The sequence below is a fragment of the Brevundimonas nasdae genome (assembly GCF_016654005.1).
Lineage (GTDB): Bacteria > Pseudomonadota > Alphaproteobacteria > Caulobacterales > Caulobacteraceae > Brevundimonas > Brevundimonas nasdae.
The window spans coordinates 163845-178812 of the sequence record NZ_JAEPWN010000007.1; the positions used below are offsets into that span (position 1 = coordinate 163845).

Annotated in this window: 11 protein-coding genes; 5 read left to right on the plus strand and 6 right to left on the minus strand. The window is 68.7% G+C overall.

Going from position 1 to position 14968, the window contains the following annotated elements; all coding sequences use genetic code 11:
- Positions 1 to 4: 4 nt before the first annotated feature.
- From JKF87_RS12145 to JKF87_RS12165, 5 genes are all read right to left on the minus strand, one after another.
- Complete coding sequence (locus JKF87_RS12145; protein WP_201100158.1) at positions 5 to 301, minus strand: DUF736 domain-containing protein; 297 nt, start codon at positions 299 to 301, stop codon at positions 5 to 7.
- 604 nt (positions 302 to 905) lie between these two features.
- Positions 906 to 1112, minus strand: a complete 207-nt coding sequence (locus JKF87_RS12150) for a hypothetical protein (RefSeq protein WP_201100159.1) — start codon at positions 1110 to 1112, stop codon at positions 906 to 908.
- Positions 1113 to 1649: 537 nt separating this feature from the next.
- On the minus strand, positions 1650 to 3707 hold the full coding sequence (locus tag JKF87_RS12155; RefSeq protein ID WP_201100160.1) for a ParB/RepB/Spo0J family partition protein: 2058 nt from the start codon (positions 3705 to 3707) through the stop codon (positions 1650 to 1652).
- Between the two features lie 514 nt (positions 3708 to 4221).
- A complete protein-coding gene (locus JKF87_RS12160) occupies positions 4222 to 5328 on the minus strand; it encodes an IS110 family RNA-guided transposase (protein WP_201100161.1) in 1107 nt (368 codons plus the stop codon).
- Positions 5329 to 5513: 185 nt separating this feature from the next.
- Complete coding sequence (locus JKF87_RS12165; RefSeq protein ID WP_201100162.1) at positions 5514 to 6413, minus strand: LysR family transcriptional regulator; 900 nt, start codon at positions 6411 to 6413, stop codon at positions 5514 to 5516.
- Positions 6414 to 6516: 103 nt separating this feature from the next.
- Here JKF87_RS12165 and JKF87_RS12170 point away from each other — a divergent pair, with 103 nt between their 5' ends.
- Genes JKF87_RS12170 through JKF87_RS12190 form a run of 5 tightly spaced genes read left to right on the plus strand, consistent with a single transcriptional unit; the run spans position 6517 to position 12916 of the window.
- Positions 6517 to 7839, plus strand: a complete 1323-nt coding sequence (locus JKF87_RS12170; protein WP_236261327.1) for an acyclic terpene utilization AtuA family protein — start codon at positions 6517 to 6519, stop codon at positions 7837 to 7839.
- Entirely contained in the window at positions 7839 to 8144 is a 306-nt protein-coding gene (locus tag JKF87_RS12175; protein ID WP_201100164.1) for an AtuA-related protein, read from the plus strand. The genes JKF87_RS12170 and JKF87_RS12175 overlap by 1 nt, the downstream gene beginning before the upstream one ends.
- Before the next feature lie 43 nt (positions 8145 to 8187).
- Complete coding sequence (locus JKF87_RS12180) at positions 8188 to 9507, plus strand: CitMHS family transporter (RefSeq protein ID WP_201100165.1); 1320 nt, start codon at positions 8188 to 8190, stop codon at positions 9505 to 9507.
- Positions 9507 to 11498 (plus strand): alpha/beta hydrolase domain-containing protein, encoded by a 1992-nt coding sequence (locus JKF87_RS12185; RefSeq protein WP_201100166.1) that lies wholly within the window; start codon positions 9507 to 9509, stop codon positions 11496 to 11498. Before JKF87_RS12180 ends, JKF87_RS12185 begins: the two co-directional genes overlap by 1 nt.
- A complete protein-coding gene (locus tag JKF87_RS12190; RefSeq protein ID WP_201100167.1) occupies positions 11495 to 12916 on the plus strand; it encodes a tannase/feruloyl esterase family alpha/beta hydrolase in 1422 nt (473 codons plus the stop codon). The genes JKF87_RS12185 and JKF87_RS12190 overlap by 4 nt, the downstream gene beginning before the upstream one ends.
- Here the strand turns inward: JKF87_RS12190 and JKF87_RS12195 are convergent.
- Entirely contained in the window at positions 12892 to 14868 is a 1977-nt protein-coding gene (locus tag JKF87_RS12195; protein WP_201100168.1) for a glycoside hydrolase family 3 protein, read from the minus strand. The genes JKF87_RS12190 and JKF87_RS12195 overlap by 25 nt on opposite strands.
- Between the last annotated feature and the right edge of the window lie 100 nt (positions 14869 to 14968).

Genomic DNA, 14968 nt, shown 5'->3' on the forward strand with positions numbered 1-14968 from the left:
GCGCTCAGTTGCGCGACCAGATCAGGCTGAAGCCGCCGTCCACCTCGACCAGGGAGGCGTAGATCGGGGCGGGGAAGCTGGGATCGTCCAGTTTGACCGACAGATAGTCGCGGTTGGCCTGGGAGGTCTTTTTCCAGGCGGCGCCGAACTCGATGGCGCCGGAGAACATCCGATAGTCGGGGGCCTTGTCGTCGCTCTTGTCGTTCGGCCGGAGCTGGGCGTTGCGCACATTCAGGCTCAGGGTCTTGATGGCGCCCGCGTAGGCGTCGTCGGTGCGGGTGAAGGTTCCAATGGTCGCCATGTTCGTCTCTCCTTTTGCGGATCGGGCCGCGCCAGCCGCGGCCTCGATGGCGATCGGCAGGCCGAGCGGACGCCGGTCCGCAGCCCCGCAGCCGCAGGCGCCGCGGGGCCCGAAGCCTTGGCAAAGGACCGGGAGGCGACGTCTTTCTTGTCTCGCGAGGAGGCCGAAGGCCGGGGAAGAAAGTCGTCGTCGACGGTTGCGAAGACCGGGGGACGATTGGACAGATCAAGCCAGGAGAGGCCACGCGCGGCGTGATCGGGCCGTCCGAGAGAGGCGGACAAGGCGAGGCTTGGAGCCTTCATCGGCGCAGGCGACGGCGTTGATGCGGGGGGCTGACCACAGGCGCGTGTGCACCAGACCGCCTGCCGGACGATGATCGGTACCGCAGGACGCGGCGCTCCGGAACCGGGGCGGCGAAGGCGGCGCGCGACCGCCGATGGGGAAGACGACCGTTCAGACGAACCGCAACGATCTACAAAGCGGATCAGGCGATGCCGTCTGCTGGCACCGATCTACGCCTGCATGGTCGAGAGCGACGGCGATTTCAGCCTGCTCAGGGCGGGTTGTGGTGCAGGCGGCGAGGCCGTGTCGCCGGGATCGAGACTCAGGGCGCGTCCGGTCCGAAGAGTCGCACGACCTCGGTCCGATCCGCCTGTCGCTCGTCGGTCAGTCGCCACGCCTGACCATCGAACCAGACGAGATCGACGAAGGCGGCGTGGACGTCCTCGAACTCGAAAATCTCGCCCGGCATGATGACGCGAAGCTGAGGCGGCAGGCGCGACAGGACGGCGATCAGCTGTTCGACGGTCATTCCCTCTCCTGTCGGCGGACATCGGCGAGGCGGGCGCGGTCGGCCTGAAGGCGCGTCGAGGCCCGCTCGGCGACTATCTGCGGGGCGCGCGGATCGTGCAATCCTTGGGCGCGTAGCATGGCCCCGGCCGCGTCAGCTATGGCGGGGGTTACGACTGGTCTTTTGGGGGCGCGACGCGCGCCGCCGCGTTGGGCGTGACGGGGCCTGATGATGACGCCGCGAGGCGACGACGGTCTCCCGGCGCTCGCGGACTCGGCGCGGACGCGTGACGGGTCACGCCTCTTGGTCGTCTGGCCTGTCTTGACTGCCCGCCCGCCGGGTTTGACCGTCGGCCGGTTGGTCCGTCCGTCCGCCGGTCGGGACGGTCGGGGCGGTCGCGCACCCGCGCGGCGGGCGCGCGGATGCGGCTGACCCCTTTCCGGCGGAATGCCGGATCGACCCCATCGACAGAGGACTGGCAGGGCGGCGGATAGGTGGCTGGACAGATCAGGGCCGCGCCCTCTCGGGCGTGGCCCCTTTCTCAAACCTCGCGGCGTCCTATTCCGCCGCGAAGGGATAGGCGTCGGGATCGACGGCCGCCGAATCCGCCTCGTCCTCTGACGCGCTGGCGTCGTTCGGTTCCGAGACCGTGTCCGGCTCGGCGGGCGCGGTCCGGAGCAGGATCGGCAGCCAGCCCGTGCCTTCGACCAGCCGTTCGGCGGCCTCGGCCATGTCCATCTTCCTGAACCCGGCGATCCGCTCGGCCTCAGCGGCGTCACGGGCCTCGGTCACGGCCTCCAGCATCCGCGCCTTGGAGACGCGCGAGAAGTAGGACGCCGCCGTGGGCGACCAGACGGCGGTCATGTCCAGCGACAGGGCCGTCGCCAGCACCTCCGCCTGCGCCCACGCCGCCGGGCGCCGATCATGCGGGTCGCGCACGGCGTTGAGGCCGAGCGCCGCGCAATAGGTGAGAAGGTCAAGCACCTCCGAGCCGGGCAGGGCCGTCAAGACCGCCCACAGGTCCTGCGGTTTGGCGGGCAGGCGCGCGGCCCACGCCTCGCCCTGTTCGGCGAGGGCGCGGCCCGCCGGACCCTCCATGACGCCGGGCGCGAGCCGTTCCAGTCCGGTCCGGATCAGCCGCACCTGCAACGGCGCGGCCTGCTCATGGCCGGGATAGAAGACCTGCAGGGCCAGCGCATGGACGACCGCGGTCAGGGCGACGGTCGGCGCGGCGGCGAGGGCGGCGCGAAGCCCGGCGGTGCGATGCGCGGTCAGGTCCATCACCAGCCGCTCCGACAGCGGCGCTCGTTCCTCGTCGGCCTCGGCGTTGCGCGCTTCGTCGCCCGTCGTCGTCGCGTCGTCGGCGTCCGCCGCCCTCCCGAGACCGGCCTTGGTCGCGTCCGGATCGGAGGGCCGCAGGGCGTCCTCGGCGCGGACCAGACCGCGCTCGAACCGCGCCAGACCGTCGTGGCCGAGGGTGACGATCAGGCCCGAGCGGCACAGGTCGTCGGGCCGATAGGCGACGTCGGGACCGTGGTCCTGCAAGGCGTTGTCGATCTCTTCCAGCCGCGCGTCCTGTTCCGGCGTCAAGCCGTCCTCTCCCGCTTCGGCGATGATCGCATCGTAGGCTTCCGCGAGCGCCGCGATGGTGGAGACCTCCGCTTCGGAGCGTTCGACCGGCTCGGGCCAGACCCGGCCATAGCCGGTTCCGTGCGGGAAGTCGGCATGGGCCTCGGCCCAGGCCCAGCCCTCGCGTTCGCGGGCGTCCTCGGCGAGGTCGGCCAGTTTTTCGGCGGCCAGTCGGTCGAGAAGGGCGGGGTCTTCCAGCCAGCCGCCGCCATCTTCGGTGAACAGATCGCGGAGAATGACGCCGCCCGCCGCCTCATAGGCGGCGGCGCCGACGAAGCGGGCGCGCCGGTCGTCGGCGCGAACCTTGGTCTCGGTCATGGCGCGGCGGATGGCGTGGGAGGGGGCATGGGGTCCGACCTGCTCGAACACCTGGCGCTGGCGCACGCCGTCGTCGCTGACGCCGAAGGCGATCAGCTGTTCGAGCGAGAGGTCGCCCGCGCGATAGGCGGCGATCAGTTCGGACGCGACCGCGCCGAGCCGAAGCCGTTGACGCACCACCTGGGCCGAGACGCCGAACCGGGCGCCGATCTCTTCGGCGCCCCAACCCTTTTCCTCTGAGACGCGCCGGAAGGCTTCGAACTGATCGGCCGGATGCATGGCCTCGCGCGTGACGTTCTCGTCCAGCGAGATTTCGTGGGCGTCATTGGTCTCGTCCACGGTCACCCGCACCGGGTGGGTTCGCTTGATCGCCGTGCGTTTGGCCAGCAGGCGGAGCGCCTGTCGTCGCCCTTCGCCGATGGTGACCAGATAGGCCCCGGAAGGCGTGCCGTCAGCCTTCCGCTCGATCTCGACCACGGGCGGCTGCAGTACCCCCTTGGCCTTGATCGAGGCCGCCAAGGCCTCGATCGCCGCCGTGGCATGCGGCGTCTTGCGCGCATTTCGCGGAGAGGCCTTCAGCCGGTTCAGCGGGACGATGAGGGTCGCGCCGAGCAGGGCTGAGGCGTCCGTCGCGGCGGTCGCGGGGGTGTCGTGGGATTGAGCGTTCATGTCTCTGCCTCCTTTGGGCAAGGGTTTGCAGGCACGCGGACTGCGCGCCTGAAACCCTGCCTGTCGGCGAGACCGGGGTAGCAAGGGCCAGGGCGGACCGACCGGAGGGGGATCGCCCGACCTGCACAAGCGTGAACCACATCGGATGGCTCGCCCCCTGGTCCGCGCGGAAGGTGGGGGAGACCGGTCGGGCCGGCGGCGGAGCCGCTTCACCCTGACCCGCGCGAGGGCGGAGCCCTCCATGTCCTTTTTCAAGTGTCTGGGCGTGCGAAATCCCTCCGCGCTGCAGGCGCGGAGATGGGCAGGGTGAGAGTTTCGTCAGGTTGGGGGCGGAGCGGCGCTGGCGACGGTCGATCAGTCTTCCATTCGCGTGTTGGGTACCGCATGAACGCGTTTCGTCGCGGGCTGACCTCTGACTTAGCTCGGGCGTCGGCTCATGGCCGGCCCACTGGGCTCTCGAGGATGTCCCTGACCTTCCGCTCCGCCCCCGGCCTGACGGGCCAGGGCTCGGCGCTCAAGGCGCCGCTGGCCGCACCTCCTGACCGATCGCCCAGATGAAGCCGGACAGCTCGCGGGCGATGGCGGCGATGACGACCGTCGGCCGCTTGCCGCCGGCGCTGAGCCGGCGATAACGGTCGCACAGGCGCACCTGGGCCTTCCACGCTACTTCCCGCACGACCTTCGGCTGACGAGAGACGATGTCGGTCTTGCCGGTCGATACCCGCGGCGGATAGCGATAGCTCCAGGCCGCTTCCACCAGCATGCGGCGCGCCTCACGGTTACCGGTCTTGGTGATGCCGCCGCGCCGGATGCGGTCGCCGCTGGAATGCTCAGAGGGGACCAGGCCGAGATAGGCCATCAGGCGTCGCGGATTCTCAAACCGGCTGAGATCGCCGACGGCCGCGACGAAGCTGACGGCCGAGATGGTGTCGAGGCCGCGTAACGCCCGAAGCGCCTCGACCAACGGCGCCAGTGACCAGCCTGCCAGCATGGCGGAGATCCGCGCTTCGAGCTGATCACGACGGTCCTGAGACGCCCAGACTGCCTCCACATAATCCTGAAAGACAATGCGATGCGCATCCTGTTCGAAGGCCTGACCTGCCAGCCATCGGCGGTGCCTCAGAGTCCATGGCTTGCCGACCGGGTAGCTCCGACCATGGCGCAGCAAAAACGCCAGCAATTGCTGACGCGCCCGCATCAAGGCCATCACCGCATCACCCCGCGCCCGGACCAGGTCGCGCATCGCCTCGTGCACTTCGTCGGGAACCCAGACGGCTGTCAGGCCGCCCGAGCGATGCTGGAGCGCGAGCATCTGGGAATCCCGCCGATCGGTCTTGATGCGGTCACCGGGCTTGCGCGCGATCAGCGTCGGCGCCGCGACCAGGCACCCATGCCCCATCTCCGTCAGCTGGCGGTAGATCCCGTAGCCACAGCCGCCGGCCTCGTAGCAGAACTCCAGGCGGTCGCCCGAGCGCGATAGTCGTTCTGCGAGCTTGCGAACCTGTTCCGGCGTGTTGGCGACCTCGCCGCAAAACCGGACGGCTCCGTCGCGACCATCCTCCGCCGTCGTAACGCTGATGCTCACCTTGTGAACATCGAGCCCAACAAAGACCGTGTCCATTCCTTCCTCCTCGGCGCTGCTGAAGGCTGCAGCATCCGGCACCAGACCGGACGAGTGAAAGGACATACGGACTTAGCTGGGCGGCGTCGAGATCAATGCCAGCGACGATTCTATACGGACTGATTCCCCGTCCATTCGGGTCTGGAAAATAACGGTCGATCTCGAACGGTTCGTGAGGTCGTGGTTTAAGCCCACTGTGCATTCGCGCTATGATGTGGAGTCGTAAGATGTTGGATCAAGGCTTCGACGGTAGGAGAGCGCCGATCAGGGCGGGTGACGAAGCCGACGGATCGTTTGGTCGTCGGCGCATCCAGAGGGGTCCAGAGAAAGTCGGGCTCTGGCAGAAGGCGCAAGGTCAACTTCGGCAGCGCGGTCACGCCTAAGCCGCGGCCCACGAGCGCCCCCACGGTGGCGAGGTGGCCGCATTCGTAGAGAGGGCGCACAGAGACGCCCGCCTGGAGAAAGGCCTGATCCGTGGCCTGGCGGACGCTGCTGCGCAAGGCCATGGCGATGAAGGGCGTTTTTGTTATGTCAGCCCATGATCGGACGTCGAGGTCCGGGCGATCGTTGGCGCGCACGGCGCCGAAGAGGTCTTCCTGCAATTCTTGGTAGGACAGATCGATGTTAGGCAGAGGGCGTATCGTCAAGCCGAGGTCGGCGTGACCCTCCAGGACAGCGGTTTCGACATTCATCGCCAGACCGTCGAGTATCTTGATGTCGATGTCCGGATACTCGGCTTGAAAGGCGGCGAGCGGACCCGGCAGAAGCGTTGCGGCCAGAGAGGGCAGGGCGGCGACGCAGAGCCGGCCGCGTGATCCCCTGATGAAGGCCGAGACGTCTTCCAGCCCCAGTTCGGCTTCTCGCACCAAGCGGACCGCTATCGGCATCAGCCGCGCGCCCGCAGGCGAGAGGCGCGCGCCGCGACCGTCCCTGTCGAACAGGCGATCGCCCAGCCTGTCTTCCAACTGGCGAATGGCGCGGCTCAAAGCGGGCTGGGACAGGGCGCGGCGCGCACCGGCCTCGGTGAAGCTGCCGGTTTCGGCAATCGCGAGGAAGTGTTGAAGGTCGCGCAGATTAAGCGGCATGGGTGTTCCTAGCATGATGAAAGCTGATGTCATGCGTTTTGTGCATGGCGCGATCCGTCATTGGTCTTTGCGTCTGGCCTAAGCTTGCGCCCTGATGCCTCTCATGGGGACCGCGATACGCATCGGCTCGGGGGCGGGCTTTTCAGAGGACAGGATCGATCCTGCCGTCGATCTGGCCGAGCGAGGACGGCTGGATTTTCTGGTGTTCGAATGCCTGGCGGAGCGGACGATCGCCCTGGCGGTCGGCGCGCGTCAGGCGGACCAGGCCGGCGGCTACGATCCCTTGCTTGAGGAAAGGCTGCGCGCGGTGCTGCCGGCCTGCTACCTCAATGGAACGCGGATCGTCAGCAACATGGGCGCCGCCAATCCGCAGGGCGCAGCGCGGCGGGCGGCCGAGGTGGCGCGAGACCTCGGCCTTGTCGGCTTGAAGATCGCCGCCGTCGTCGGCGACGATGTGCGCGACCGGATCGATGAACTGGAGCCGTTCGGACAGGAGCCGCCGCCGACCGAGGACGTGGTGTCGGCGAACGCCTATCTGGGACATGAGGCGATCGCCCAGGCGCTGGATGAGGGCGCCCATATCGTCCTGACCGGGCGGGTGGCCGATCCATCGCTGTTTCTGGGGCCTATGGTGCATGCGTTCGGGTGGCGGGCTGATGATTGGGATCGGCTCGGGCGCGGCACCGCTGTCGGTCACCTGCTGGAGTGCGCCGGGCAGCTGACGGGCGGCTATTTCGCCGATCCGGGGTTCAAGGACGTCGCTGATTTGGCGCGTCTGGGTTTCCCCATCGCGGAGGTGCGCGACGACGGTTCTGCGGTTCTGGGTAAGCTCGAGAATACGGGTGGGTGCGTGTCGGTCGCCACCTGCACAGAACAACTGCTGTACGAACTCCACGACCCTCAGGCCTATCTGACGCCGGATGTGACCGCGGACTTCAGCACCATCGTCTTCACCGACCTGGGGGAAGATCAGGTGGCCCTGAGCGGCGGCGGCGGCGGCCCGCGCCCTAGAAAGCTGAAGGTCTCTGTCGGGGTGGACGACGGCTGGTTGGGCGAGGGACAGATTTCATATGCTGGTCCCGGCTGCGTCGAGCGCGCGCATCTGGCCTTGTCGATCGTGGACGAGCGGCTGGCCCTGTGCGGGCTGGAGCCGCTGGACGCCCGGTTCGACCTGATCGGGATCGACGCCGTGGCGAGAGGCGCCGCCGCCGTGGCGGCGCCTAGCGAGGTGCGCGCCCGGGCCGCCTGCCGCATGCGCACCGAGGCCGAGGCGCGTCGCATCGGGCGCGAGGTGGCGGCGCTCTACACCAATGGTCCGTCCGGCGGCGGCGGCGTCTCCACGGCGGTGCGGCCGGTCATCGGCATCGTGTCCGGCCTGATTGACCGTACGCGCGTGTCGCAGGCCCTGCATTGGGAGATCAGCTGATGCTGTTGCGCGACCTGGCGCATGCGCGAACGGGCGACAAGGGCGACGTGTCCAACATCGCCGTCATCGCCTATCGGGCGGAGGACTATGATCGGCTTCAGCGCGGCCTGACCGAAGACCGGGTGCGCGAAAGGTTGTGCCTGGACCCGGATCAACCGATCCGCAGGCATGAACTGCCGGGTCTCAAAGCGCTGAATTTCGTCATCGAGGGCGCCTTGGCGGGGGGCGTCACCCGCTCTGCGTCACTGGACGCGCACGGCAAATGTCTGGGAGCCTGGTTGCTCGGCGTCGAACTGGGGGATTGAGCAAACGCGGCGAAGTCCGCGACGCTCGGGGGAGGATAGGGTTTTGGATCTGGCGATACTGGGCTTCGTGACCATCGGCGTCTTCCTGGCGCTGATCCTGTTTACGCGAACGTCGGTGCTGGCGGCGCTTGTGCTGGTGCCGGTGGCTGCGGCGTTGATCGGCGGTTTCGGCGGCGGTTTGGCCGAGATGAGCGCCGACGGTCTGCGGACCGTGGCGCCGGTGGCAGCCCTGATGATGTTTGCGGTCCTGTATTTCGGACTGATGATCGACGTCGGCCTGTTCGAGCCGATCGTGCGCGGCCTGGTCGGGCTGGTGCGGGGCGATCCGGTGCGGCTGTGCCTGGCGACTGCCGCCCTGCCGATGCTGGTGGCGTTGGACGGAGACGGGGCGACGACCTTCCTGATCTCCATCACGGCGCTTCTGCCTGTGCATCGTCGGTTGGGCATGAACCCTCTGATCCTCCCGGCCGTCGTGGCCCTGTCGGCGGGAGTGATGAACCTGTTGCCGTGGGGCGGCCCGACCGCGCGGGCGATGACGGCGCTGGACGCTGGGGTGGAGCAGGTCTTTCTTCCGCTGCTGCCGGCGATGATTGCCGGGATCGCCTGGGTCTTCCTGGCGGCCTTTTTGATGGGGCGGGGCGAGCGCCAGCGGCTGGCGGTCGTCGGAGCCAGAGCCGGCGGCGTCGCGCCCGTAGAGCCGCCGGTGCGCGAACCCGTGCGCGTGGACAGACTGTTCGTCTTCAATGCGGTCCTGACGGTGGTGTTGATCGTGCTGCTGTTCCGCGACCTTTACGCCGAAGTCGTGCCCGTGCCGGCCATTCCGCCCTTCCTGTTGTTCATGAGCGCCTTCGCCATCGCCCTCCCGGTCAACCGGCGCGGCTGGGAGGCGCAGCAGGCGCAACTGGCCAGCCATGCCGCCAGCGTGGTCCTGGTCGTCTCAATGATCCTGGCCGCAGGCGTGTTCACCGGAGTGCTGAACGGCACAGGAATGATCGAGGCGATGGCCAGGGTTCTCGCCGGCGTCCTGCCGTCCTTCCTGACGCCCTGGCTGAGCGGACTGGTGGCGCTCACCAGCATGCCGTTGAGCCTGGTCTTCACGCCGGACGCCTATTATTTCGGGGTTCTTCCGGTCTTCGCCGAGACGGCTGCGGCCGTGGGGCACGACCCCGTCGCCATCGGTCGGGCCGCCCTGATGGGGCAGATGACGACCGGCTTTCCGCTCAGCCCGCTGACCGCATCCACCTTCATCCTGATCGGCCTGTCCGGCGTAACCCTGCGCGATCACCAGCGGTTCGTCTTCAAATGGGCGTTCGGGACCACCCTGGTCATGACCGCGGTCGCCGCCCTTACCGGAGCCCTGTGATGAAACGCCTGACCACAGCGGTTGTCGTCCTGACACTTCTTGCGGCCCCCGCCCAGGCCGGGGTGACCCGGCTGACGATCGAGGCGAGAGCGCCGATCGACGGCCTCTTCGGCCAGGCCGGCGCCTTTGAACGCGTCTCGGGTCGGTTCGAAGGCGAGTTGGATCCCGCCGATCCTCGAAACGCCCCGATCACCGATCTGGCGCTCACGCCCCGGAACGCGCGTGGCAAGATCGACTACGCCGGCACCTTCGCCTTCAGTCGGCCAGTTGATCCGGCACGGCGCAGCGGCTTTCTGGTCTACGACGCGCCCAACCGAGGCAATATGCGGTTGGGCGGTGATCCCGAGGGGCACATTCACGTCGCCAGCGGCTGGCAGGGCGACATTGCGCCCGCGCCGTCCCTGCAGACGCTTCAGGTTCCGGTCGCACACGCGGCCGACGGCGGACCGCTGATCGGGTCTGTACTGGTGCGGTTTGTGGATGCGCCGGAGGGAGCCCTGACCCTGCCTATTCGCGGCGGTCTCGGCGGCGGCGCGGCGAGGCCGGCGCCGCTTAGTCTGGAGACGACGGAGGCGAGGCTGATCCGCAAGCGCAGCGACGACGCGCCGGCACAGACGGTGGCGAGCGATGCCTGGGCTTTCGCCGACTGCGCCGGGACGCCGTTTCCGGGCGTGCCCGACCCGACGAAGCTGTGTCTGCGCGACGGCTTCGACCCGGCCTATGCCTACGAACTGACCTATACGGCCAAGGATCCGCTGGTGTTGGGCGTCGGCTTCGCTGCGACGCGAGACCTCGTCGCCTTCCTGCGCCATGCGACCGAGCAAGACGGCAATCCGCTGGCGGGGGAGGTGCGTTGGACCATCGGCGTGGGTGTCAGCCAAGCGGGCAATTTCCTCCGCAGCTTCCTGCACCTGGGGTTCAACACGGACGAGCAGGGACGCCGCGTCTTCGACGGACTGAACCCGCAGATTGCAGCTCGACACACGCCCTTGAACTTCCGCTTCGCCGTGCCCGGCGGCGCCGCCGGCCTTTACGAACCCGGCAGCGAGGGGCCGCTGTGGTGGTCGGTCTATGACGACAAGTTCCGGGGCCGCGGACCGACCAGCTTGCTGACGCGCTGTACCCGCGACCAGACCTGTCCCAAGGTTTTCGAGACCTTCACCTCGGCAGAGTTCTGGGGGTTGCGGATGTCGCCCAACCTGGTCGGGACAGACGCCGCCGCCGACATTCCCCTGCCGGACACCGTGCGGAGATACTATTTCCCCGGCACGACGCACGGCGGCGGCGCGGGCGGCTTCGAGTTGGCGGGATCGCAGACCTATGGCTGCGGGCTACCGGGCAATCCCAATCCCACGACCGATACTCTGCGGGCGCTGACCGGGACCTTGACGGCCTGGGTGGCACGGGGGATCGAGCCGCCGCCGAGCCGTTATCCCATGCTGGCGACGGGCGAACTGGTCGAACCGACAGCCCGCGCTATGGGTTTCCCCTCCATCCCCGGAGCGGTGTCGCCGGACGGAAAGTTCAACGCTTTCCTGCACTATGATTTCGGCGAGGGGTTCGATCCCGACGACCTGTCGGGTGTCCAGACGCGACTGCCGCCGACGGTCAGCCGCGCCGTGCCCTCCCGTGTTCCCCGCGTGGACGCCGACGGCAACGAACGGGTCGGCGCCATGTCGGTCCAGCACCGCGCGCCCCTGGGGACCTATCTGGGCTGGAACGTCCAGGCGGCAGGCTATTACGCAGGGCGGGGCTGCGGCTTCCAGGGCGGCTTCATCCCGTTCGCGCCAACCCGCGCTGAGCGCGAGGCGTCGGGCGATCCGCGCCTGTCGCTGCAAGAGCGATACGGCGACCATGAGGGCTATGTTCGTGCGGTCCGCGCCGCCGCCGCCGACCTGACGGCGCAGCGCTTCCTGACGCCGCAGGACGCTGAGCGGCTGATCGTCGAGGCTCAGGCCAGCAATGTCCTGGTCCACGCGGTGCAGCCATGATCAATCTGGTGTCCGCCATGTTGGTCGCGACGGCCCCCGCGCAGGACCGCTGCGAGGCCCTCGCCAGCGTCGACTTGGACCACGCCGAGATAACGACTGAGGTGGTGGCCGCCGGCGCCTGGACGCCGCCGGAGACGACCCGCTCGCTTCCGGAAACGCCAGCCTTCTGCCGTGTAGCGGGAAAGGCGCGCCCTGTCGGAGGGTCGGAGATCGGCTTCGAGGTCTGGCTGCCGCTGAGCGACTGGACCGGCCGGCTGCGGATGTCCGGCAATGGGGGCTACAGCTCGGCTCTGCCGTATTTCGGCATGGTCGAGGCGCTGCGCGACGGCGCGGTCGCGGTCGGCACCGATACGGGACACACGGGCGATGATCCTGACTTCGCAGTCGGCCGTCCAGAGGCGATCGTGGACTGGGGCCATCGGGCCGTTCATGTCAGCGTGGTCCAGGCGAAGGCCGTGGTGGCCGCCTTCTACGGCGGGGCGCCGGACTGGAGTTATTTCAACGGCTGTTCGACCGGCGGGCATCAGGCCCTGATGGAGGCGCAGCGCTATCCGGACGACTTCGACGGGGTGCTGGCGGGTGCGCCGGGCAACTATCGCACCCGGTTGAACGCCGCCTTCCTGTGGCAATTCGTGCAGAACCACGACGCCGACGGACGCCAGATCCTGCCGGCGTCCAAACTGGCGATGATCAGCCAGGCGTCCATCGCCGCCTGCCGACGTCCGGATGATGACCCGGACCAGCCTTGGGTCACGGCGTCGCAGGACTGCGCCTTCGACCCGGCGGTGCTGGATTGCGCCGGAGACGACCGGCCCGACTGTCTGACGACTGAACAGGTCGCCGCCCTGCGCCGGATGTATGCGGGCGCGACCAATCCCAGGACGGGTGAGCGCATCGCCTTCGGCTGGCCGCCGGGCAGCGAAGCGGGCTGGGCCGCCTATTGGGCCGACCCCCGCGATCCGACCCGTCCGGCGCGCGAGGGCTTCTGGCGCGTCTGGGCCTTCGATGATGCGGACTGGACTTGGCGCGACTTCGATTTCGACGCCGACTGGCGCCGCGCGCACGCGAGGCTCGCCACGATGATTGACGCCGAGAATCCTGACCTTTCGGCCTTCCGCGCCAAGGGCGGCAAGCTGATCCAGTGGCATGGCGGCGCCGATCCGGTCGTGCCGCTACGCGACTCCATCGCCTATGCCGAGGGCGTGAGGCAGGCGACCTCCGACAGCGCCGCCTTCCACCGCCTGTTCATCGCGCCGGGTGTCAGCCACTGCGGCGGCGGGCCGGGTGCGGCGCCCCAAGGGCTGCAGGCGGCGCTGGAAGCCTGGGTGGAAGCCGGCCAGGCGCCCGAGCGGCTGGAGACGCGCTTCGCCGACGGCCGGCCGGGACGTCCGCTCTATTTCGAACGGCTGGACGACTGATGCGCGCCCGCCTGTCCCATCCAGGCGTAGCCGAGCGGATAGAGGGGCGCGCCCAGATCGTCGGCACGGGCGGGATCCTGGGCGCGGACCTGATCCATCGACGCGGGCAGGGCGAAGGGCAGCCGGCCTTCGGCGCGGGTCCGACCCATGGCCACGTCCAGCACGGCGGCGTCCGAGGCGCCGAACTCGCCGATCAGGACGCCGGCCAGCGGTTTCAACGACGTCAGCACGGCGGGACGATCCAGATAGATACTGACGATCGTCGGTGTGGCGGCGGCGGCGCGCCGCAGGTCCGCCACGGCCGGATCGTCGACTGGGAAGTCGAGAGCGCCCTCGTGCTGGCGGCTGCCGAAGAAGAAGTTGGGGTGCGGCGTTTCGAACGGCGCGGCCAAGCGGAACAGGGCGATATCCGCCGCCTCGGGCGTGTCCTCCGGGATCAGGCCGGCGGCGCGGGCCGCCTCCGGCGCGACGCCATGCAGATAGACGCGGGCGCCGGGCAAGACGGGGACGGGCAGGCGATTTTCCAGCATCACCATGGCGCGGCGCTGGACGTCGTCGGCCATGGCCTGACGCGCCGGGTCGGCCAGCATGCGCGCCGCCGCAGCGGGGTCGACGAAGGGACGGTCGAACAGGCCGAGTTCGAACTTCAGTCGCAGCACTCGGCTGACGGCCTGGTCCAAACGCGCTTCGGGAACCAGACCCTGGTGGACCGCCTCGACCATCCGGTCCGTCTGTTCGGTGCCGCCGAACTGATCGACGCCGGCGTTCATGCCCTTGGCGAAGCGCTCGGTCTCGGTGATATCCTCCACACCCCAGGGCATGGCGATGTCGCCGAAGCCGTGCGGCGTCGCGCCCGTGCGGCAGTTGTCGCCGCAATCGTTGGTGATGGCCCAGTCCGACACGACCAGGCCCTTGAAGCCGTAGCGATCCCGCAGCAGCGTGGTCAGCAGCCCGTGGTTGAAGCCGGCCCCGACCGGCTCGATCGGCGCCCCGTCGAGGGTGACGCCCTGCAGAATATTGTAGGTCGGCATGACGCCCGCCACGCCCGCCGCGAAGGCTCCCAGGAAGGGCTGGATGTGGGTCGCCAGTTCGGTGTCGCCCAGGCGCGAGAACCGGCCATAATGGTTGTGGCCGTCCCAGCCTTGCGGCGCGGCGCCGTATCCGACCCAGTGTTTCACAACCGCCGCGACCCCGTCCGGGCGCAGGCCGTCTGCTGCGCCCTGGAAACCGACGACATAGGCCTGGACCATGCGGCCGGCGCGGGCGGGATCCTCGCCGAACGTGCCGTTGATGCGGGACCAGCGCGGCTCGGTGGCCAGGTCGGCCTGGGGCGACAAGGCCATGTGGATGCCGACCGCCCGATACTCCCGGCGCGCCGCGTCGCCAAACCGGCGCACGATCTCGGCGTCATCCAATGCCGCCAGGCCCAGAGGTTCCGGCCATTGCGAAAAACCGAGCGCCGCCAGGCTTGCGCCGTCCGTGCGCTGGAAATGGTTGCGGGGGTCGGTGCTGATCGTCACCGGTATGCCCAGGCGCGACCCGCTGGCGACGCTTTGCAGCGCGTTGTTCTGGGCCGCCAGGACATTGGGCGCGGCGCTGAGACGGGTGATGACGCTGCTGATATGGCGCTGGCGGTTGAGGGTCTCGAACCGCGCGACATCATAGGTTTCCGCTGCGCCGACGCCGCCACGGACGCTCTGAGGCGTCGGCGCCGTGCCGTGCATCACCGCGCCGGCCTTTTCCTCCAGCGTCATGCGCGACAGAAGGTCGGCGACGCGCCGGTCCGCGTCCAGCCGGTGGTCCTCATAGGGATCGAGACGACCGTTGCGGTCCAGGTCGCGAAAGGTTTTTCCGTCCTTGAGGATCGCCGGTGCGGCATCGACAGGCTCGGGCGGAGGCGAAGCCGCGGCCAGGGTTGCGGCCAGAGCCAGGGACAGGACGGAAACGGGCATGGACGCAGCCTCTCGGATGTTGCGTTGACAACGTTACCATCAATACCTAGCGTGAGATCAACCGGTTATCAGGACCGAAAACGAAAGACCTCGCAAGGGG